Origin of the sequence: Citrobacter sp. Cpo074, from assembly GCF_030332745.1 — a bacterium.
GTDB classification, from domain to species: Bacteria; Pseudomonadota; Gammaproteobacteria; order Enterobacterales; family Enterobacteriaceae; genus Citrobacter; species Citrobacter portucalensis.
The window spans coordinates 35109-54884 of the sequence record NZ_JAOWHG010000035.1 but is presented as its reverse complement, the minus strand read 5'-3'; the positions used below and the strand labels follow the sequence as shown (position 1 = coordinate 54884).

The 19776-nt window shown below is 55.7% G+C and carries 20 protein-coding genes and 1 pseudogene; 6 read left to right on the top strand and 15 right to left on the bottom strand.

Going from position 1 to position 19776, the window contains the following annotated elements; all coding sequences use genetic code 11:
• Positions 1 to 208: pseudogene (locus tag OGX83_RS21410) on the top strand (hypothetical protein); the annotation flags it as partial.
• Positions 209 to 601: 393 nt separating this feature from the next.
• Here the strand turns inward: OGX83_RS21410 and yjcO are convergent.
• Entirely contained in the window at positions 602 to 1285 is a 684-nt protein-coding gene (yjcO, locus tag OGX83_RS21405) for a Sel1 family TPR-like repeat protein YjcO (protein ID WP_103285879.1), read from the bottom strand.
• A 91-nt stretch (positions 1286 to 1376) separates the two neighbouring features.
• A complete protein-coding gene (fdhF, locus tag OGX83_RS21400; RefSeq protein ID WP_081003612.1) occupies positions 1377 to 3524 on the bottom strand; it encodes a formate dehydrogenase subunit alpha in 2148 nt (715 codons plus the stop codon).
• A 288-nt stretch (positions 3525 to 3812) separates the two neighbouring features.
• Between fdhF and OGX83_RS21395 the strand changes: the two genes are divergently transcribed.
• Entirely contained in the window at positions 3813 to 4544 is a 732-nt protein-coding gene (locus tag OGX83_RS21395; protein ID WP_032942111.1) for a response regulator transcription factor, read from the top strand.
• Between the two features lie 87 nt (positions 4545 to 4631).
• Here OGX83_RS21395 and OGX83_RS21390 read toward each other — a convergent pair whose 3' ends face one another.
• The 6 genes from OGX83_RS21390 to OGX83_RS21365 all read right to left on the bottom strand — a co-directional run bounded on the left by OGX83_RS21390 (position 4632) and on the right by OGX83_RS21365 (position 10853).
• On the bottom strand, positions 4632 to 5636 hold the full coding sequence (locus tag OGX83_RS21390; RefSeq protein WP_191228829.1) for a carbohydrate kinase family protein: 1005 nt from the start codon (positions 5634 to 5636) through the stop codon (positions 4632 to 4634).
• Positions 5633 to 6493: a ketose 1,6-bisphosphate aldolase gene (locus OGX83_RS21385; RefSeq protein WP_286589113.1), complete on the bottom strand. Its 861-nt coding sequence runs from the start codon at positions 6491 to 6493 to the stop codon at positions 5633 to 5635. Before OGX83_RS21385 ends, OGX83_RS21390 begins: the two co-directional genes overlap by 4 nt.
• Positions 6494 to 6507: 14 nt before the next feature.
• Positions 6508 to 7191 (bottom strand): D-lyxose/D-mannose isomerase, encoded by a 684-nt coding sequence (locus tag OGX83_RS21380; RefSeq protein WP_286589111.1) that lies wholly within the window; start codon positions 7189 to 7191, stop codon positions 6508 to 6510.
• 120 nt (positions 7192 to 7311) lie between these two features.
• A complete protein-coding gene (locus OGX83_RS21375) occupies positions 7312 to 8253 on the bottom strand; it encodes an ABC transporter substrate-binding protein (protein WP_003826688.1) in 942 nt (313 codons plus the stop codon).
• A gap of 88 nt (positions 8254 to 8341) precedes the next feature.
• Positions 8342 to 9337, bottom strand: a complete 996-nt coding sequence (locus OGX83_RS21370; protein ID WP_032948335.1) for an ABC transporter permease subunit — start codon at positions 9335 to 9337, stop codon at positions 8342 to 8344.
• Positions 9330 to 10853: a sugar ABC transporter ATP-binding protein gene (locus tag OGX83_RS21365; protein ID WP_003844755.1), complete on the bottom strand. Its 1524-nt coding sequence runs from the start codon at positions 10851 to 10853 to the stop codon at positions 9330 to 9332. Before OGX83_RS21365 ends, OGX83_RS21370 begins: the two co-directional genes overlap by 8 nt.
• A gap of 114 nt (positions 10854 to 10967) precedes the next feature.
• On the opposite strand from OGX83_RS21365, the gene OGX83_RS21360 reads away from it, so the two are divergent.
• The 4 genes from OGX83_RS21360 to OGX83_RS21345 all read left to right on the top strand — a co-directional run bounded on the left by OGX83_RS21360 (position 10968) and on the right by OGX83_RS21345 (position 14451).
• A complete protein-coding gene (locus tag OGX83_RS21360; protein WP_286589109.1) occupies positions 10968 to 13232 on the top strand; it encodes a hybrid sensor histidine kinase/response regulator in 2265 nt (754 codons plus the stop codon).
• Between the two features lie 69 nt (positions 13233 to 13301).
• Entirely contained in the window at positions 13302 to 13631 is a 330-nt protein-coding gene (yjdP, locus tag OGX83_RS21355) for a DDRRRQL repeat protein YjdP (protein WP_003031807.1), read from the top strand.
• Between the two features lie 155 nt (positions 13632 to 13786).
• Entirely contained in the window at positions 13787 to 14089 is a 303-nt protein-coding gene (locus OGX83_RS21350) for a type II toxin-antitoxin system RelE/ParE family toxin (RefSeq protein ID WP_286589121.1), read from the top strand.
• A 20-nt stretch (positions 14090 to 14109) separates the two neighbouring features.
• Complete coding sequence (locus OGX83_RS21345) at positions 14110 to 14451, top strand: HigA family addiction module antitoxin (RefSeq protein ID WP_008786950.1); 342 nt, start codon at positions 14110 to 14112, stop codon at positions 14449 to 14451.
• A 52-nt stretch (positions 14452 to 14503) separates the two neighbouring features.
• Here OGX83_RS21345 and phnP read toward each other — a convergent pair whose 3' ends face one another.
• The 7 genes from phnP to phnJ all read right to left on the bottom strand — a co-directional run bounded on the left by phnP (position 14504) and on the right by phnJ (position 19736).
• Positions 14504 to 15262, bottom strand: a complete 759-nt coding sequence (gene phnP / locus OGX83_RS21340) for a phosphonate metabolism protein PhnP (RefSeq protein ID WP_079935037.1) — start codon at positions 15260 to 15262, stop codon at positions 14504 to 14506.
• An 8-nt stretch (positions 15263 to 15270) separates the two neighbouring features.
• Positions 15271 to 15705, bottom strand: a complete 435-nt coding sequence (gene phnO, locus OGX83_RS21335; RefSeq protein WP_008786952.1) for an aminoalkylphosphonate N-acetyltransferase — start codon at positions 15703 to 15705, stop codon at positions 15271 to 15273.
• Positions 15692 to 16246 (bottom strand): ribose 1,5-bisphosphokinase, encoded by a 555-nt coding sequence (phnN, locus tag OGX83_RS21330; protein ID WP_286589105.1) that lies wholly within the window; start codon positions 16244 to 16246, stop codon positions 15692 to 15694. Before phnN ends, phnO begins: the two co-directional genes overlap by 14 nt.
• Before the next feature lie 2 nt (positions 16247 to 16248).
• Complete coding sequence (phnM, locus tag OGX83_RS21325) at positions 16249 to 17385, bottom strand: alpha-D-ribose 1-methylphosphonate 5-triphosphate diphosphatase (RefSeq protein ID WP_103015272.1); 1137 nt, start codon at positions 17383 to 17385, stop codon at positions 16249 to 16251.
• On the bottom strand, positions 17382 to 18068 hold the full coding sequence (gene phnL, locus OGX83_RS21320; protein WP_286589103.1) for a phosphonate C-P lyase system protein PhnL: 687 nt from the start codon (positions 18066 to 18068) through the stop codon (positions 17382 to 17384). The genes phnM and phnL overlap by 4 nt, the downstream gene beginning before the upstream one ends.
• A 121-nt stretch (positions 18069 to 18189) precedes the next feature.
• On the bottom strand, positions 18190 to 18948 hold the full coding sequence (phnK, locus tag OGX83_RS21315) for a phosphonate C-P lyase system protein PhnK (RefSeq protein ID WP_003844769.1): 759 nt from the start codon (positions 18946 to 18948) through the stop codon (positions 18190 to 18192).
• On the bottom strand, positions 18945 to 19736 hold the full coding sequence (phnJ, locus tag OGX83_RS21310) for an alpha-D-ribose 1-methylphosphonate 5-phosphate C-P-lyase PhnJ (RefSeq protein WP_049259807.1): 792 nt from the start codon (positions 19734 to 19736) through the stop codon (positions 18945 to 18947). Before phnJ ends, phnK begins: the two co-directional genes overlap by 4 nt.
• Positions 19737 to 19776: the final 40 nt, after the last annotated feature.

Sequence of the window (19776 nt, the reverse complement as noted above, 5' to 3'; positions counted from 1 at the left end):
CTTTGATTCAGTCAGTCGTGCAGCAGAGCAGGGAGATGAATGGTACGAACAGGTGCCGCCCTTTTACCGTGAGCTGATGGTAAAGATGGACAGCGACCAGGGAGGAAAAGTGACGAAAGAGGAGATAAGGAACGTACTTGGCAGTCCAAAAGTACTTTCAGGGAAAACAATTGTATACAATAAAAAGGATGCGACTTACTCTATTTAAAATAGAAAAGTATCAACAAAATAATATAGTGGTTTTTGAAATTATACTAAATCTTATTCCTGATACTGAAAATTTATCAGAATTTAGTTGTTTTTATACTTTTCAGAGAACAGAGGGCGGATCGGTAATGTTAATTGATGTTAACTGTGCGGGGTAATTAAATCAAGAGGACCATAACAAGTATTTAGATATTAACAATGTGATATGGTTTTATAGTAACGTTTCAAACATTGATGTTTTTGGAAAGCTGTGAGTGAAGCATAATATGCTCGCTCTGCCTCAACAGAAAGAATATGCCCAAGCTGGACGCTCTCTGTTTTTGGGGTGAACAATCTGTTGGGCACGATGTCCTCCTCTCCCCAAAGGGGCGAGGAGGCTCGGCTGGAGCGAGCGTTACCCCGCGCTCAGCTTATCAAACTCTTCACAGCCGGTATCGAATCCTTCCGTACAGCTCAGATTCAGCCAGTGCAGTGCCTTCTGTTTATTCTTCACGATAAAACCCTGCTCACCGTTTAAGAACATCATCCCGGCCCAGTATTCGGAATAACCGGTGCGGGAGATGGCTGAGCTACGTTTAAAATACCACGTCGCTTTCTCATCGTCTGCGGGAATACCCACGCCGTTGGCGTAAATCAGCCCAAGCAGCATTTGCGCGTCGACGGCGGAGTCGTTTTCCAGGTCCTCGGAGGCGTTTTGCAGCAAGGTAATGGCTTTGGGGTAATCGGTGTGTCCAGCCTGAGTATTGACCAGAATACGCGCCAGCGTAATTTCCCCGGTTTTACTGCCTGCCTGGGTCGCTTTTTCCGCCAGCGTTTTGGCCTGAGGGTAATCCAGACTGACCGGATTGGTAATCTTAATCTGTGCCAGCAATGCGTAAGCATCGGCATCACCATTGTCGGCGGCTTTTTGCGCCCAATATTCCGCTTTACCCAAATCGCCTGAGCTAAACCAGGTATCAGCGAGGAAATATTGTGCACGTCGGTCTCCGGACTCGGCGGCTTTCAAAAACTGACTACCGGGCTCTTCGGCATGGACAAAGCATGTCATTAACACCATCAAGGCGAAAAGTCGTTTCATCTTATATTTAGATTTAGTGTAGGGAATGAACAGTATAGAGAGATTATGTGCATAAAAAAACGGCCTCCGAATGGAGGCCGTCAGGGGAAGCTTAACCCATCGCGCTTTCGCGCAGGCTGGCTTTCAGCTTGGTGTACTCATCAATGACATACTGCTCGGCAGCGCGCTGATCGGCAATGCGTTCAACGTTTACAGCACAGTACTTGTACTCCGGCGTTTTGGTAATCGGGCTTAAGTTCTCGGTTACCAGTTCATTACATGCGCCAATCCACCACTGGTAGGTCATGTAAATCGCGCCTTTGTTTGGACGATCGCTGACTGCCGCACGGGTAATGACCCGGCCTTTACGCGAGTTCACCCACACCAGCTCTTCATCCTGGATGCCCAGGCGTTCTGCGTCGGCGGTGTTGATCTGGGCATAGCCCGGTTCATCCGCCAGCGCGGCCAACGCCGCACAGTTACCGGTCATCGAACGGCAAGAGTAGTGGCCGACTTCACGCACTGTAGACAGTACCATCGGGTACTCCTCAGTGAGTTTGTCGATTGGCGCTACCCAGTCGCAGGTGAAGAACTGCGCCAGGCCGTTCGGGGTGTCGAACTTCTCTTTGAAGAGATAAGACGTACCCTGGTCGGCTTCTGAGGTGTCGCGGCAAGGCCACTGGATATAACCCAGTTCGCCCATTTTCTCGTAAGTGGCACCGTAGAAATCCGGGCACAGATGACGCAACTCGTCCCAGATTTCCTGGGTGTTGTTGTAGTGCATCGGATAGCCCATACGGGTGGCGATTTCACTGATAATCTGCCAGTCCGTTTTCAGATCCCACTTCGGCTCAACGGCTTTAAAGAAGCGCTGGAAGCCACGGTCAGCTGCGGAGAATACGCCTTCATGCTCACCCCATGACGTAGACGGTAAAATAACGTCTGCGGCAGCGGCAGTTTTGGTCATGAAGATATCCTGCACGATGACCAGTTCCAGATCCTCAAAGCCTTTGCGCACTGCGGAGAGTTCAGCATCGGTTTGTAATGGATCTTCACCCATGATGTACGCCGCGCGTACTTCGCCATGCGCTGCACGGTGCGGCAGTTCGCTGATGCGATAACCGGTATGAGCAGGCAGACTTTCCACGCCCCAGGCTTTAGCGAACTTCTCGCGGTTAGCCGGATCTTTCACATACTGATAGCCCGGATAAGTATCCGGCAGCGCGCCCATGTCACATGCGCCCTGAACGTTGTTCTGCCCACGAACCGGGTTAACGCCCACGCTCGGCTTACCGAGGTTGCCGGTCAGCATTGCGAGGCTAGTCAGTGAACGCACGGTTTCCACGCCCTGATAGAACTGGGTAACACCCATGCCCCACAGGATTGCCGCGCTTTTCGCCGTGGCATACATACGTGCAGCCTGACGAATATCCTGCGCGCTAACGCCAGTGATATCTTCGACGGACTCCGGCGTGTAGCCTTCGACGATCTTGCTGTACTCTTCGAATCCTTCCGTACGGGAGGCGACGAACGCCTGGTCGTACAGTTTTTCTTCGATGATGACATGACCCATAGCGTTGAGCAGCGCGATGTTCGAGCCGTTTTTCAACGCGATGTGCATGTCGGCAATACGCGCGGTTTCAATTTTGCGCGGATCGCAGACGATGATTTTCGCCCCGTTACGTTTAGCATTAATCACGTGATTCGCCACGATCGGGTGGGAATCCGCCGGGTTGTACCCGAAGATGAACACTAAATCTGTGTTATCAATTTCATTGATAGCATTACTCATTGCGCCGTTACCGACCGATTGGTGCAGACCTGCAACCGATGGGCCGTGTCAGACGCGAGCGCAGCAGTCAACGTTATTGGTACCAATAACGGCGCGCGCGAATTTTTGCATTACATAGTTGGTTTCGTTACCCGTACCGCGAGATGAACCGGTCGTCTGAATAGCGTCCGGGCCATACTTCGCTTTGATGGCGCTCAGACGACTGGCGACGTAATCAAGCGCTTCATCCCAGGAAACGGATTCCAGTTTGCCGCCACGCTGGCGACGGATCATAGGGGTTTTCAGACGAGGGGTCAGGATCTGGGTATCATTGATAAAATCCCAGCCATAGTAGCCCTTCAGACACAGGGTACCCTGGTTGGTTTTCCCCTGCGCCGCTTCAGCCCGGACGATTTTGCCGTTATCGACCACCAGGTTGATTTTGCAACCTGATGCGCAATATGGGCAAACCGTGACGACTTTTTTCATCGGTCTCGCTCCAGTTAATCAAATCGCGCATACGCGCTTGTCGTTTTTGTTATGCATCTTTTATGCCATGTTTTTATCAGGGGCATTAGTCGATATTACGGGCGAATTTTGCGCAAAACCCTGACGAAAAACAGGCTGTCGTCATATTTGACGTGACGAATCTCCAATACGTGACGCCCCGGCAGTGTGACCGAGGTTATGTTTCCCGCACATCCTTGTGCCTTATCGCTGTCACTCTGTGCAGAATCAATCACACTCATTTAAGTTGGCCAGAAATGGGGAAAAACAATGAAGCCAGCCATACTGGTTGTGGATGATGACATCGCTGTCTGCACGCTTTTACAGGATGTGCTGAGCGAACACGTCTTTACGGTGACCGCCTGTCACACCGGGCAGGAGGCGCTGCGCTGCATTGAGACTCAGCCGGATATCGCTCTGGTATTGCTGGACATGATGTTGCCCGATATCAACGGTCTGATGGTGTTGCAGCAGGTGCAAAAGATGAGACCCGGATTACCGGTAGTCATGCTGACGGGCTTAGGCAGCGAGTCGGATGTGGTGGTCGGACTGGAAATGGGGGCTGACGACTATATCGGTAAGCCGTTCAATGCGCGGGTGCTGGTGGCGCGGGTAAAGGCGGTGCTCAGACGCGTTGGCGTGTTAACGGCAGAAAGCGGCTGCCCGCAAACCACGGGGCTTTCTTTTAATGGCTGGCATCTGGATACCGCCGGTTGCCAGTTACATAATCCCCAGCAGTTGAAGGTGGAGTTGACGCAAGGGGAATACAGCCTGCTGTTGGCGCTGGCCCAAAATGCCCGCCGGGTGCTGAGCCGGGAACAGCTGCTGGAGCTGACGCGCAGCGACAGCGTTGAGGTGTTTGACCGCACTATTGACGTGTTAATCATGCGGCTGCGGCGAAAAATAGAGAACAACCCGCACCAGCCAATGTTGATCAAAACCCTGCGTGGGCTGGGTTATGTGTTTGCCGCCGACGTGCAGCATCACGATAAGGCGGCGTGATCGTGTGCAGTTGCCGGATGCGGCGTAAACGCCTTATCCGGCCTACAAAAACGATAACGACCCCGTAGGCCTGATAAGCGTAGCGCATCAGGCGTCAGCCATTTCTGCTTTCAACTCTGCCAGCGTCTTCGCGCCGTCTATCGCATTCGCGCACAGCAAGCTTGCCCGCGCACAGGCGTGTGCCAACCTGACGCTGTCCGTCAGCGACCAGCGCTCATGACAGCCATACAAAAATCCAGCGCAAAACGCATCTCCCGCCCCGACGCTGCCAACGATCTCCTCCTGCGCCAGGTACTGCGACGGGATCCAGACGCCCGGCAGATCCGGCGCTTCACCCCAGGCACCTTCCGGACAGTGGATCACCACCCGCTGGCGTACACCTGCATTCAATAATTCGCGTGCGGCGGTGGCGATGTGCGCAATATGCAGTTCGCCGTTTGGCTGGCGGATCTCCAGCCCGCTGAACTCCCCGGCTTCCAGCTCGTTAATCACCAGATAGTCGAGATGGCGCAGGGCTGGCATCACCAGCGGTTGATAGCGCGGGTCGCCCTTACGTGAGACCAGATCCAGCGACGTTTCAAAGCCGTTGTCGCGCATTTGCGCCAGCAGCCGTGCGCTACGCGTCCCGTACTCCTCATCCGGCATGTCCAGACTGTCGAGCAGCAGCAGATATCCCAGATGGAAGATTTTCATCGAGGTATCCAGTTGCTCAAACGCAGGCAGATCGAGTAGCCGATTGGCCCCGGGCGAGTGGAAAAAGGTGCGCTGACCGCTGGGATCGGTCATCACCTGCGACATCGACGTGGGGGCGAATGTGGTGCGCTGCACGTGTTGGCGATTAACGTGATACTGCTCCAGCATCGCCATGATGTAGTCGCCGTCGCTGTCCTGACCGATTAACCCCACCGCCTGCAACGGCAGCCCAGTGTGCATTTTTGCCAGCGTCAGCAGCACATTAAGCGGCGCACCGCCCGTGGCGCGTTCGCTACGGGTGATTTCCGCCAGCCAGCCACGTTCCGGCCACTGCACAATTTGATGCACGTGATCGACCAGCATGTTGCCTGCGGCGATAACGCCTTTGCGTTCCATCAGACCCGTCCCGCGCTGCCAAAAATGCGCATCTGTTCCGAAACGGTATCGGTAATGGCCTCTTCAATGCCGAGCAGCAGTTCGGCGAATTCGTCGTACAGCGGCTGGCGATTCGCCATCCGCGTTTCTACCGCCGACAGCGCCGCCTGCGACATGCCGGTATAGAAGTTGATTTTGTGAATGCCGAGTTCAATCGCGCGCTTGAAATCGTCGTCGCTAATGCCGGAGCCGCCGTGCAGTACCAGCGGGATTGCCGCCTGCTGGCGAATGGCGCCCAGACGCGGGAAGTCGAGCAGCGGTTCGCCTTTGTATTTGCCGTGGGCATTGCCAATGGCGACCGCCAGCGCGTCAATCCCGGTTCTGTCGACGAAATCGCGCGCCATCATTGGGTCGGTAAATAGCGACTCGTCGGCATGACCGTACAGCGCGCCGCCCTCATCACCGCCCACCGCACCCAGTTCGGCTTCCACCGACACGCCGACGGCATGGCACATCTTCACCACTTCTCGGGTCTGGCGGATATTTTCTTCATACTCCAGCGTGGAGCCATCGAACATCACTGAACTGAACCCTAAGCGTAGTGCCCGAACTACCGACTCAAAGTGCAGGCCGTGGTCAAGGTTTAGCACCACCGGAATGTCATGCCGCGCGGCTTCGAACTTGACCGCTTCGACCAGAGAATCCAGCGAGATATATTTAAAATGTACTTCGGCGATATTGATGATAAACGGCGAACGTTCCTGCTTTGCCGCGGCAAACAGCGCGCGCAGGAAGTGTGAATCCAGAACATTAAATGCCCCTAAGGCATAGTGATGCTCACGGGCATGGGCAAGGCCATCAGCGAGAGATATCAACGGCATAATGCGCTCCTTGGTTAGCGGAACAGGCGATATTCGTTACACAGCACCAGCTGCGCCGGCTCGTCTTCTTCAATGTCGTTATAGCGGGCGATCGGTTGCAAAAAGTGATTATCGTGGTCGTCTTCATTAACAGAAGAAACCTCGCCGACCAGCACGTCGCCAAAACCTTCTTCCGCCCAGAAGCTGTGATACAGGCCCGGCGGCAGGCAGATGCTTTCACCCGGCGTCAGGCGTAACTGACTGCCCGCTGCATGGGTTTGCCGACAGCCGTCAATTACCACGCTGATGTCGGTCTCCTCCGTTTGTTCCCGGATCCCCGCATTCCACAGTTCCACAATTAAATTGCCGCCGCCGCGATTGATAATGTCTTCGCGTTTGCGCCAGTGAAAATGCATCGGCGTGACCTGCGCATCGCGAACATGCATGATTTTCTCGGCGTAGCATTTCTCGTAAGGCATGCCTTTCGGCGAGCCATTACGCAGAGTGAACAGCGTTAACCCTTGCGCGGCGAAATTGTTGCCGCCAAATGCGGTGACATCCCAACCGAGCTTAAGGTCGAACACTTCGCTCCAGGCTGCAGCATCAAGCTTGCGCCATTGGGTCGGGGGGAAGCTGGCAAAAGGTGGGAGATGCACGTCGTGCTGAGAGAAAAACTGGCGCGTGTGGCCAAGGATCTCGTTTATTGCGGAGCGTTTCATCGGCTGAATCCTCCTTAATATAATGCCGGATGGCACCGCGCTTATCCGGCCTACAAATTCATAGCGATCTTGTAGGCCGGATAGGGCATTTTTGCCACCATCCGGCGTTGTTGTGGCGGGCTATTTCACCGTCCAACCCTTATAACTGCCGACGTTGTTTTTATCGATCATCGTCACCGGGATCAGTACGGGTTCTTTCGGGGCGGGTTTCCCCTGCAATATGTCATAGCCGATTTCGACCGCTTTGGCAGCCATCACCTGCGGATCTTGTGCCGGAGTCGCCACAAATAGTGAGTTTTCGCGCTTCAGCGCTTCTTCACCGTCCGGGGATCCATCTACGCCGACAATAAAGAATTCACTACGCTGCGCCTGTTTTGCCGCCAGATCGGCACCGATCGCCGTCGGATCGTTAATGGCGAATACGCCGTCGATCTTCGGATTCGCCGCCAGCAGCGCGGTCATGATCTCTAGCCCGCCTTCACGACTGCCTTTGGCGTTTTGGTTATGCGACAGCACCTTGATGTCCGGGTGGCGTTTAAACTCAGTCTGGCAGCCTTCCACGCGGTTCTGGACGGCGGAAACCGGCGGCCCGTTGATGATGACGACGTTGCCTTTGCCTTTCAGGCGGTCGGTAATGTATTTACAGGCCATTTCACCTGCCTGGGTGTTATCGGAGGTAATGGTCGCGTCTGCGCCTTCCGCCGCCACGTCAACGGCAACCACCACGATCCCGGCGTCTTTCGCGCGTTTTACCGCCGGGCCGATGCCTTTGGAGTCGGCGGCGTTAAGGATAATCATGTCGACTTTGGCGGCAATAAAGTTGTCGATCTGCGACACCTGTTGCCCCAGATCGTAGCCGCTGGAAACCAGCGTTACTTTAACGCTATCACCTGCCAGCTTGCGTGCTTCCAGCTCCGCGCCTTTGGTGATCTGCACGAAGAACGGGTTGGCCAGATCGCCCACCGTAACGCCGATCGATTTCAGTTCTTTTGCCTGCACAAACGGAGCTGCAGCAAGCAGGGCGCCAGCACAGAGCGCGGTTACTAATGGCTTCAAACGCATACTCGTTTCCTCACGTAGGGTATTGTTGTTATACGCCTGATGGCGCTGCGCTTATCAGGCCTACGAATGAGTAGGCCAGTAAGCTTGTCTATGCACTTTGATGGTGTCGGGTACGGTATTTGTCGATCAGCACCGCTATGATGATCACCGCCCCTTTGATCACCAGTTGCCAGAAATAGGAGACGCCCATCAGCGTCATGCCGTTATTGAGCGTGGCGATTATCAACGCCCCCACCAGCGTGCCGGTGATGGTGCCGATCCCGCCAACAAAGCTGGTGCCGCCGAGGATCACCGCCGCGATGGCGTCCAGCTCGTAACCCATGCCTAAGTTGCCGTTGGCGCTATACAGCCGTGAGGCGCTCATCACCCCGCCAAGACCTGAGAGCAAACCGCTCATGCCGTAGACGAACAGCAGCACCAGCCACACTTTGATCCCGGTTAAACGTGCGGCCTGCATATTGCCGCCGACCGCGTAGATATGAACGCCGAGCGTGGTGCGGCGCAGAATGAACCAGCACACCACCACCACCGCCAGCGCAATGACCACCAGCCACGGAACCGGGCCGAGATAGTTGTTACCGATCCACTCAAAGCTGATATTGGAGTTAATCACCGTTGTACCGTCGGCCAGCAGATAGGCCGCACCGCGCAGCGCTGTATAGGTTCCAAGCGTGACGATAAACGGCGGTAGTCCGGCAAAAGCAACCAGCGCGCCGTTAAACAATCCCAGCACCAGACCGAGCATCAGCGCCGCCGGAATCGACAGCATGGCAAACTCAGGAATAAGAGAAACGACCATGGCTGCGACAGCGGTGGTACCGAGAATCGAGCCAACCGAGAGGTCGATCCCGCCGGTCAAAATAATGAAGGTCATGCCAGCCGCCAGCACGATGTTGATCGAGGCCTGACGGGTAATATTCAGCAGGTTACTTTCGGTAAAAAAGTTAGGCGCGATAAAGCCAAATACCGCCACAATCAGGATGAGAATCGGTAAGATGCCGACCGTTTGCATCAGATCGCTCATCAGCATTTTTTTTGCGGAGGCGGATTTCGCCACCTGCTGGGGAGTGGTTGGATTATTCATGGGGCACCGCCTGATGGTGGGAGTCGTTCACGCCGGTTGCCAGCGTCATAATATTTTCCTGGGTAATGCTTTGTCCGTTCAGCTCGCCGGCAATACTGCCTTCCCGCATGACATAAACGCGATCGCTCATACCGACGACTTCCGGCAGCTCGCTGGAGATCATCAGGATCGCTACGCCTTTGCGCGCCATATCGTTCATGATCCGGTAGATCTCGCTTTTGGCACCGACGTCCACGCCGCGCGTGGGTTCATCGAGGATCAAAATACGTGGGCCGATCGCGACCCAGCGTGAAATCAGCAGTTTTTGCTGATTTCCGCCGGACAGCCCGCCCGCGCGTACCTGTGCGTGCGGCACGCGGATGTTGAGCAGCTTGATGGCGTCATCGGAAATAGCCTGCGCCTTTTTGCGATCGAGCATGCCCCAGTTGGCGTCACGCTCCAGCGTTGCCATGGTGATGTTTTCTGCCGCTGCCAGCTCTAAAAATAATCCCTGTTCTTTGCGGTTTTCCGTCAGAAAGCCAATGCCGTGGTCAATCGCTTCGCGCGGGGAGTGGATCACTACTGGTTCACCGTCTACTTCAATCATGCCGCCGATGGCTTTACGCACGCCAAAAATCAGCTGAGCCAGTTCAGAACGCCCGGCACCGACTAGCCCGGCCAGGCCGACGATCTCCCCGGAGCGCACCAGCAAGCTGCACGGCTGGACTTTATGGCCGTCGGTCAGGTGATGAACATTGAGGCGTGCTTTACCTAAGGGAATATCGCGCTCTTTGTTGAACAGATCGCTCAACGGACGGCCCACCATCATGCGTACCAGCTCCGAGGCGTTGAGCTTGTCGCGGGTCAGGCTGCCAACATATTGCCCATCGCGCAGGACGCTGACGCGGTCCGAAAGTTCGTACACTTCCGCCATGCGGTGGCTGATGTAGATAATCGCCATCCCCTCATCGCGCAGGCGCATGATCAGTTCAAACAGGCGGTGAGTTTCACGTGAGGAGAGGGCGGCGGTGGGTTCATCCATTACCAGAATGCGGCTGTTACGGTGCAGGGCGCGGGCAATTTCCACCTGCTGCTGTTCGGCGATGGTCAATGTCATCACACGGTCGCTGGCCTTAAACTGGGCGCCGAGTCGGTCGATGACTTTCTGCGACTGCATGACCATCTCTTTACGCTGGACCAGCCCGCCGCGCGACAGCTCGCTGCCAAGAAAGATATTTTCCGCTACCGTCAGGTTCGGCGCGAGCTGCATCTCCTGATAAATCAGCGTGATGCCTGCGCTAAGTGCATCTTTGGGACCGCGAATGTGAAACGGCTGACCGTCAATCAGGATCTCACCGCTGGTGGCGGTATAGGCGCCTGCGAGGATCTTCATCAGGGTGCTCTTCCCCGCGCCATTCTCGCCCATCAGGGCATGAATCTCGCCCGGCCAGACCGTTAAATCGACCCCTTTCAGCGCGTAAAATTTGCCAAACGCTTTAGCAATGTTGCGCATCTCCAGAACCGGTGTCCTGCTCATGGCGGATCTCCTGTGGGGTGGCCGATATCAGCAGTCCATCACAGGAATGTAAATGCAAAATGTCAGAAGCCGTTCATATTTGTCATATTGCGATTTTTCTTCACGGAGCGTGATATGCCGCAACCGGGACGTCACTTTCTCGCCAGTGCGCGCGGACGATTGCTGTTCTTCAATCTGCTGGTGGTGGCTGTCACGCTGATGGTGAGCGGCGTGGCGGTGCTGGGTTTTCAGCATGCCAGTCAGATTCAGGAGCAGGTGCAGCAGCAAACCGTTGACGACATGACCGGCAGCATGAACCTGGCGCGGGATACGGCGAACGTGGCGACGGCGGCGGTGCGGCTGTCGCAGGTGGTCGGGGCGCTGGAATACAAAGGGGAAGCGGAGCGGCTGCAGGAGACGCAAAGGGCGCTGAAGAAGTCGCTGGAACAACTGGCTACCGCGCCGCTGGCACAGCAAGAGCCGGTGCTGGTCGAGCGTATTATCCAGCGCAGTAATGAACTACAAAGCAGCGTAGAAGGGATGTTGCAGCGCGGGCAGCGGCGACACCTGGAGCGTAACGCGTTGCTCAGTTCGCTGTATCAAAATCAAAGCTATTTACGTCATCTGCAAAAGTTGACCGGCGCGCAGGATGATGCGCTGCTGGGGCAGATGGACCGCTTAATTGTTGCCGCCATCGACACGCCCACGCCGCGTTCGGTGGTGAAACAACTGGATGCGGTGATGCCTGCGCTTCCCTTGCGCCATGCTAGTCCGCTGATTAGCGGTATCCTCAACGACTTCAACCAGGAGCTGCATAAGCTGGAGCCGCTCTCTTCCGCGCTGGAGCAGAGCGATTTGGCCATCAACTGGTATATGTTTCATATCAAAGCGCTGGTGGCGATCCTCAACAGCGATATCAATCAGTATGCCTCGCAGGTGGCGCTGATCTCAGAGCAACGGGTGGCGCAAAGCCATCAGGAACTGCAATCCGGCGCGTTGTTTATTTTAGTGTTTGCGCTGCTGGCGGTGGTGATCACCGGTTTTGCCGGGTGGTATATCTACCGTAATCTCGGTTCCAACCTGACGGCCATTTCACGGGCGATGACCCGGCTGGCGCACGGTGAATCAGACGTCAGCGTACCGGCCCTGCAGCGTCGCGATGAGCTGGGCGAGCTGGCCCGCGCCTTTAGCGTCTTTGCCCGGAATACGGCGTCGCTGGAGCACACCACCCGACTGCTAAAAGAAAAAACCAGCCAGATGGAAATCGACCGCACCGAGCGCCAGGGGCTGGAAGAAGCGCTGTTGCACAGCCAAAAGCTGAAGGCGGTGGGGCAATTGACGGGCGGATTAGCACATGATTTCAATAATCTGCTGGCGGTTATTATTGGCAGTCTGGATCTGGTGAATCCAGATTCTCCCGACGCGCCGCGGGTCAATCGGGCGCTAAAAGCCGCCGAGCGTGGGGCGCTGCTTACCCAGCGACTGCTGGCCTTTTCGCGCAAACAGTCGCTGCACCCTCATGCGGTGGAGCTGAAAACGCTGCTGGAAAATCTGGGCGAACTGATGCGCCACTCTCTTCCGGCCACGTTGACGCTGGAGATTGAAGCCCAGTCTCCCGCCTGGCCCGCGTGGATTGACGTCAGCCAACTGGAAAACGCCATTATCAATCTGGTGATGAACGCCCGTGACGCCATGGACGGGCAGGCGGGCACGATTAAAATCCGTACCTGGAATCAGCGGGTCACGCGCAGCGATGGGCGCAAGCAGGATATGGTGATGCTGGAGGTGGCCGACCAGGGTAGCGGGATGTCGCAGGAGGTGAAAGCCCAGGTCTTCGAGCCGTTTTTCACCACCAAACAGACCGGTAGCGGCAGCGGACTGGGGCTGTCGATGGTTTACGGTTTTGTGCGCCAGTCCGGAGGTCGGGTGGAGATTGAAAGCGCTCCCGGGCAGGGAACGACGGTCAGGCTACAACTGCCTCGCGCCGTTGTGCCGGTGCAGGCTCAGGCAGAACCGGTGGCGGTACATGCGGCGAACAGCGGTGAAAAACTGGTGTTGGTGCTTGAAGATGAAGCCGATGTACGCCAGACGTTGTGCGAGCAGTTACACCTGCTGGGCTACCTGACGTTAGAGGCCGCCAACGGCGAACAGGCGATGCATATGCTGGCGGCTTCATCCGAGATTGATATTTTAATCAGCGACTTAATGCTACCAGGAGGGTTGAGCGGCGTGGATGTGGTGAATCATGCGCTGGCACATTATCCGCAGTTGTCCATCCTGCTGATTAGCGGTCAGGATTTACGTCCGGCGCATAACCCAGCGTTGCCGGATGTGGCGCTATTGCGTAAGCCTTTTACTCGGGGAGAGCTGGCGCAGGCGCTGCGGCATTCGCGTAATTGAGATTCCTCCGCTACCCGCGCAAATACGCTTTGATTACCGTGGGGCGAGTTTCTTGATGAGGCTGGTTTTATGCAACGCTCCGCGACATTCCTTCTTTTTAGTTTGCTAATGCTGACCACCGTATCGGCACAGGCGGATATTATCGATGACGCCATTGGTAATATTCAGCAGGCGATTAACGACGCATACAAACCGGACAACGGGCGGGATTATGATGACTCCCGTGATGAAAGCTGGCAGCGCCAGATGAGTGACGACCGGCGCAGGCAATATGACAATCGCCGCCGCCAGTTTGAAGATCGACGTCGCCAACTGGATGACCGTCAGCGCCAGCTCGATCAAGAACGGCGTCAGTTAGAAGACGAAGAGCGCAGAATGGAAGAAGATTACGATCGTTAGCGGTAACGATTAAATTTATGGGTATTTTATCTTTCTGGCAGGGATTTACCTGCTCGCCCAACGGCTCACCATTTTATGTTAATGAATGCACTTGAGCACAGTGCATGTATGCACTACAATCTCTCTATGCTTATGGAAAAGGTGCTGGCAATGGAATGTCTAAATCATTAAATATCAGAAATTTTCGGGATACATGGCTTGAAGATTTTTTTGAACGGGCGACATCGCACAGAAAAATACCTGCGGATATTCACACTGCATTAGCCAGAAAGCTGGATATCATTAATGCGGCTGTTTCGCATCGGGATTTGCGCTCGCCACCCGGTAACATATATGAAGAGTTAACCGGAAAATTACAGGAATATTCTTCAATCAGAGTAAACAAGCAGTACCGATTAATATTTAAATGGATTAATGGTAAGGCCGAAGATGTGTACTTAGATCCACACATCTATTAGAGAAAACGTAAGGTAACGATATGAAACAGGCATCCAGAAAACCAACGACTGTGGGTGATATCCTGCAATATGAATACCTGGAACCGCTTGATCTGAAAATCAACGATCTGGCTGAAATTCTGCATGTTCACCGCAATACAGTGAGCGCACTGGTCAACAATAATCGCAAATTAACAACGGATATGGCGTTTCGTTTGGCAAAAGCGTTCGATACCTCCGTTGATTTCTGGCGTAACCTACAGGCGGCGGTTGACCTGTGGGAAGTTGAAAATGACATGCGGGCGCAAGAAGAACTGAACCGGATTGTTTCAGTTAAAGATTTTATTGCGCAGCGAGATGTCGGCGCAAAAAAAGTCGCTTAATCATCTGTTTGTAGGCCGGATAAGATGTTTTCATCGCATCCGGCAAATTTCCTTACTCCAGCACAATCTCCATTCCGTCATATCCTGCCTCAAACCCTACTGGTAGCGGATGTTCCATCATCCACAGGTCAAACTGATGGCTGATATGCGTCAGGATCACCCGTGGGCAGCGGATAACTTCGTTTAAGGCGATAACGGTATTTAAATCACAATGATTGCGCGGTGGCTCGGCGCGCGGGGCATGGCTGCAGTCAATGATAATCACCTGAGGCTGGTTATTGTGGAGAAACTTCAACGTCTTGTCGGGAAGTCCGGCGGTATCGGAGAGCCACGCCACGCGGCTATGTGCGGTCTCCAGCAGATAACCAAACGTCAGCTTTGAATGGTTGAGCGGTAGCGGCGTTACCTGCAATCCTTGCAGGTCGAACACCACGAACGGTGCCACGGTATGGCTAAAATCGAGGATGCCGGGATGCTTAAACAGATCGTCGCAACCCTGTTCATCCGGCGGACCGTACACCGGGATGGTCGCCCCGACACCCCAGCGCAACGGAAACAGCCCTTGCACATGATCCATATGATAGTGGGTCAGCAAAAACTGCTGGAAGCTGCCCGCCGGCCAGTCGTCCATCAGATGCGGGATCCCCGCGTCCAGCAGCGTCACCGCATTATTGAACCTGACCACCCCGCTACAAGGGCGTCGACGGTATTGCGCCTGTAAGTGTGCTCGTTGGCAGGCCGCACAGTCGCAGCCAAATGTCGGCACCAGCTGCGCGCCGCCCGTTCCCGTCAGCGTAATGGTCAGACTCATGGCTCCCCCTACAACGGTTTAGTGAAGCGAAAATGGCTCTGGGTATAGCCTTCGCGCTGATAAAAACGGTGAGCGTTAAGGCGTTGAGTGCTGGTGGAAAGCTCGGTCATCTCTGCACCCGCTTCGCGCGCGGTGGCTTCGGCCCAGGCCAGTAACTGACTGCCTACCGTTAATCCTCGCGCCTGCGGCATCACCACCAGTTCCTGTATTTCGCCAATCCAGTTAGCGTGGTGCAGATGAAACTGCAGGTGCAGACCGATCAAGCCGACGACCTGTCCGTCGAGCTGCGCCAGTTGGTAGTGCATATTGGGATCTTGCAGATTTGCGGCGTATCCGGCACTAAAGGCCTGCAGGTCGAATTGACCCTGTTTCAACTCACAGATGAGCGCATAAACCGCATCGGTATCGTATAGCGTAGCGCGGCGTAATTCACAGACAGACATGTTTCTTCTCCTTGCGTCCCATCAGTGTGAGTAGTGTATCGACAGACTGTAGCAAACTTCCATCGTTGTTCAGGACGTGGCAGTCATACGGGGCGTAGCGGGCTGAGCGCTCAAGACGGGCGGCGATTTCCGTTTCGCTCTCCCGTCCACGAGCCTGCAAGCGCTGGCGTAAAATCGCCGGAGAAACCTGTAAGCAAATGGGGAGTAAAGATGTGCCGTAACGGGCCTGCGCCTGGGGCAGATGCGCCCGTGAGCCGTTGACCACCACATCAAAACCGGCGTGTAGCCAGAGGTCAATCTCCACGCCAACGCCGTAGTAGAAGCCATTGGCGTGCCAGCTCAGCGCCAGCAGGTTCTGCCCGGCGCGGGTAAAAAACTCTTGTTCGCTCAGCGCAATATGATTTTCATTTCCGGCATTGGCGGCGCGGGTGATGTAACGGTGCGCCACCAGCAGTTGCGCCGGTTCCTGCTGGCGGAGTTCGGCCAGCAGACTGTCCTTACCGGAGCCGGATGGCCCCATCAGCCAGATCAGTTTACCCATAGTCAGAATACCCTTTTGCCCTGACGCCAGACGTGGTCGATATGGATGTTGCCGCCTTTGCGGTGTGCCAGCACCAGATCCGCGCGTTTGCCTTCGGCAACAACGCCACGATCGTCGAGATTTAATGCCCGCGCCGGATTGCGGGTCACCATGTGAATGGCCTGCGGCAGGGTAAAGCGGTTGGCGTCGTCATCCGCTACGCGAAATGCCGCGTCGAGCAGGCTGGCGGGGTAATAGTCGGAAGAGAGAATATCCAAAAGCCCCAGCTCAGCCAGCTTATGCGCCGCCACATTGCCGGAATGAGATCCTCCGCGCACGATGTTCGGCGCGCCCATCAGCACGTTCATACCATGCTGGCGCGAGGCTTCAGCCGCTTCGAAGGTGGTGGGAAATTCGGCGATCACGCTGCCAAGCTGGTGCGATTCCAGCACATGATCATGGGTGGCATCATCATGGCTCGCCAGCGCAATCTGGCGCTCACGACACATCTGGGCAATCGCCGCGCGATTGGGCTGTGACCAACGCGCCGCCAGCGCTAACTGTTCTTCTTCATAGCGGGCCATCTGCTCGTCGGTGAGCGAATACTTGCCTTGATAATACTCGCGGTACTTCTCGCGATTGGCGAACTGACGCTGGCCTGGCGAGTGATCCATCAGCGACACCAGCGTTACCGGCTCGCGGCTGACCAGTTTTTCAAACAGCGGCAGGGTAGTGTGATGCGGCAGCTCACAGCGCAGGTGCAGGCGATGCTCGGCGCGATTGACCCCGCGCTTTTGCGTCTCTTCGACTGCATTGATCATCTTCTCCAGATTTTCCAGACGGTCGCCGCCGTCGCGTACATCGCCAATTGCCACCGCGTCCAGCACGGTGGTAATGCCGCTGGCGACCATTAGCGCGTCGTGACTGCTCATCGCCGAGTGGGCAGGCCAGTCTACCTTCGGGCGCGGGGTGAAAAATTTGTCGAGATTATCGGTATGCAGCTCGATAAGCCCTGGTAACAGCCAGCCGCCTTCGCCGTCCAGCGCCTCAGGTAGGCTGCTCGGACTTTCTGCAAAGGTGCGAATGACCCCGCCCTCGATTTCCAGCGATCCTTGCACCACTTCATCTTCCAGTACCAGCTTTACATTATTGATAATCATGCTGTTGTTCCCATCAGATGCAGACGATCCGCTACGCGGTCGCGCACGGTTTGATCGTGAAAAATGCCGACAATTGCTGCGCCGCGGGCTTTCGCCTCTTCAATTAATGCGACGACGGCGGCGCTGTTTTTGGCGTCCAGCGAGGCGGTAGGCTCATCGAGCAGAAGAATTGGGTAATCGACGATAAACCCGCGAGCGATGTTGACGCGCTGCTGTTCGCCGCCGGAAAAGGTCGACGGCGCCAGGTGCCACAACCGCTCCGGCACGTTCAGGCGGGTAAGCAGGTTAGCTGCTTTGGCTGCACACTCCTCACGGGAGACCCCCAGATCCAGCAGCGGTTGCATCACCACGTCCAGCGCGGAAATCCTCGGGATCACGCGCAGGAACTGGCTCACCCAGCCGATGGTTGAACGGCGAACCTCCAGTACTTTGCGCGCCGGGGCCTGCACCAGATCGACCCATTCATCGCTGTGGCGGATGTGGATGTGTCCTTCATCCGGCAGGTAGTTGGCGTACAGCGAACGCAGCAATGTGGATTTGCCGCTGCCCGAGTGACCGTGCAGCACCACGCATTCGCCGCTTTTAACGTCCAGAGTGGCGTTTTGCAGCACCGGCAGACGCACGCCGTTTTGCTGATGCAGGACAAAGGTTTTACTGACATTTTCAACGCGGATCTCGTTCATTTTTAGCCTCTTTAGACATTTTTGCGTTCGATTGCCTGATGGCGCTTCGCTTATCAGGCCTACAACCAATGCCGCTCCGTAGGCCGGATAAGGCGCAGCCGACATCCGGCACAACAAAAAATCAGTTCTGCAACACCGACGACACCAGCAGCTGGGTATACGGATGATGCGGATCGTCGAGCACGCGGTCAGTTAACCCACTTTCCACCACCTGACCTTGCTTCATCACCAGTAAACGGTCGGCCAGCAGGCGCGCGACGCCCAAATCGTGGGTGACAATCACTACTGCCAGATCCAGTTCCACCACCAGGCCGCGCAGCAGGTCCAGCAGTTTGGCCTGTACGGAAACGTCCAGCCCGCCGGTAGGTTCGTCCATAAACACCAGTTTGGGATGGGTGACGAGGTTGCGGGCAATCTGCAGGCGCTGCTGCATGCCGCCAGAAAAGGTGGTGGGTAGATCGTCGATACGCGAGGCAGGGATCTCTACCTCCTCCAGCCAGCGCTGCGCGGTGGCGCGGATGTCGCCGTAGTGACGTGCGCCGGTGGCCATCAGACGTTCGCCGATATTGCCGCCTGCGGAGACCTGACGGCGCAGGCCATCCAGCGGATGCTGATGCACCACGCCCCATTCGGTGCGCAGCAGACGGCGACGGTCGGCCTCATTCATGCCGTACAGCGAACGGTTCTGATACAAAATCTCACCGCTCTGCGGCGTCAGCCGTGAAGAGATCGATTTCAGCAGCGTGGTTTTGCCGGAACCGGACTCGCCGACGATGCCCAGCACTTCGCCTGGCCACAGGTCAAAAGAGACATCGCTGAAGCCTTTGCCCGGCGCGTAGAGATGGGTCAGGTTGTTGACTGAAAGCAGCGGTTGCGTCATTTGCTGAGGGCCTCGCTCTGTTGGCGGCAGTAGTCGGTGTCGGAGCAGACAAACATGCGTTTGCCGGTGTCATCGAGCACCACTTCATCGAGATAGCTGTGGGTTGAGCCGCAGATGGCGCAAGGCTCATCCCAGCTCTGCACGGTAAACGGGTGATCGTCGAAATCGAGGCTTTCCACGCGGGTGTAAGGTGGAACGGCATAGATACGCTTTTCGCGGCCAGCGCCAAACAGTTGCAGGGCTGGCATCATGTCCATCTTTGGATTGTCGAATTTCGGGATGGGCGACGGGTCCATGACGTAGCGGTCATTGACCTTCACCGGATAGGCGTAAGTGGTGGCAATATGGCCGAAGCGGGCGATATCTTCATACAGTTTTACCTGCATGATGCCGTACTCTTCCAGTGCGTGCATGGTGCGAGTTTCCGTTTCACGCGGTTCGATAAAGCGCAGCGGCTCAGGGATCGGTACCTGGAAGATGATTATCTGATCTTCCACCAGCGGCGTTTCCGGGATGCGGTGGCGGGTTTGGATCAGCGTCGCATCTTCCGTACGCTCAGTGGTATTCACCCCGGTCACACGCTTGAAGAAATTACGAATCGACACGGCGTTAGTGGTGTCGTCTGCGCCCTGGTCAATCACCTTCAGTACGTCCGGCTCGCCAATCACGCTGGCGGTAAGCTGAATACCGCCGGTTCCCCAGCCGTAGGGCATCGGCATCTCACGTCCGCCAAACGGGACCTGGTAACCCGGGATTGCCACCGCTTTCAGAATGGCGCGGCGGATCATGCGTTTGGTCTGCTCATCAAGATAGGCAAAGTTGTAGCCG

What these genes read in the sequence shown, in the direction of transcription:
- yjdP (WP_003031807.1), top strand. Translation starts at nt 13,302, where the DNA reads ATGCAACGCTCCGCGACATTCCTTCTTTTTAGTTTGCTAATGCTGACC.
- phnP (WP_079935037.1), bottom strand. Translation starts at nt 15,262, where the DNA reads ATGAGTCTGACCATTACGCTGACGGGAACGGGCGGCGCGCAGCTGGTG.
- OGX83_RS21365 (WP_003844755.1), bottom strand. Translation starts at nt 10,853, where the DNA reads ATGAGCAGGACACCGGTTCTGGAGATGCGCAACATTGCTAAAGCGTTT.
- OGX83_RS21350 (WP_286589121.1), top strand. Translation starts at nt 13,787, where the DNA reads ATGTCTAAATCATTAAATATCAGAAATTTTCGGGATACATGGCTTGAA.
- OGX83_RS21380 (WP_286589111.1), bottom strand. Translation starts at nt 7,191, where the DNA reads ATGAAACGCTCCGCAATAAACGAGATCCTTGGCCACACGCGCCAGTTT.
- OGX83_RS21375 (WP_003826688.1), bottom strand. Translation starts at nt 8,253, where the DNA reads ATGCGTTTGAAGCCATTAGTAACCGCGCTCTGTGCTGGCGCCCTGCTT.
- OGX83_RS21395 (WP_032942111.1), top strand. Translation starts at nt 3,813, where the DNA reads ATGAAGCCAGCCATACTGGTTGTGGATGATGACATCGCTGTCTGCACG.
- phnM (WP_103015272.1), bottom strand. Translation starts at nt 17,385, where the DNA reads ATGATTATCAATAATGTAAAGCTGGTACTGGAAGATGAAGTGGTGCAA.
- phnJ (WP_049259807.1), bottom strand. Translation starts at nt 19,736, where the DNA reads ATGATCCGCCGCGCCATTCTGAAAGCGGTGGCAATCCCGGGTTACCAG.
- OGX83_RS21345 (WP_008786950.1), top strand. Translation starts at nt 14,110, where the DNA reads ATGAAACAGGCATCCAGAAAACCAACGACTGTGGGTGATATCCTGCAA.
- yjcO (WP_103285879.1), bottom strand. Translation starts at nt 1,285, where the DNA reads ATGAAACGACTTTTCGCCTTGATGGTGTTAATGACATGCTTTGTCCAT.
- phnN (WP_286589105.1), bottom strand. Translation starts at nt 16,246, where the DNA reads ATGGGTAAACTGATCTGGCTGATGGGGCCATCCGGCTCCGGTAAGGAC.
- OGX83_RS21370 (WP_032948335.1), bottom strand. Translation starts at nt 9,337, where the DNA reads ATGAATAATCCAACCACTCCCCAGCAGGTGGCGAAATCCGCCTCCGCA.
- OGX83_RS21385 (WP_286589113.1), bottom strand. Translation starts at nt 6,493, where the DNA reads ATGCCGTTGATATCTCTCGCTGATGGCCTTGCCCATGCCCGTGAGCAT.
- phnL (WP_286589103.1), bottom strand. Translation starts at nt 18,068, where the DNA reads ATGAACGAGATCCGCGTTGAAAATGTCAGTAAAACCTTTGTCCTGCAT.
- phnK (WP_003844769.1), bottom strand. Translation starts at nt 18,948, where the DNA reads ATGACGCAACCGCTGCTTTCAGTCAACAACCTGACCCATCTCTACGCG.
- OGX83_RS21360 (WP_286589109.1), top strand. Translation starts at nt 10,968, where the DNA reads ATGCCGCAACCGGGACGTCACTTTCTCGCCAGTGCGCGCGGACGATTG.
- phnO (WP_008786952.1), bottom strand. Translation starts at nt 15,705, where the DNA reads ATGTCTGTCTGTGAATTACGCCGCGCTACGCTATACGATACCGATGCG.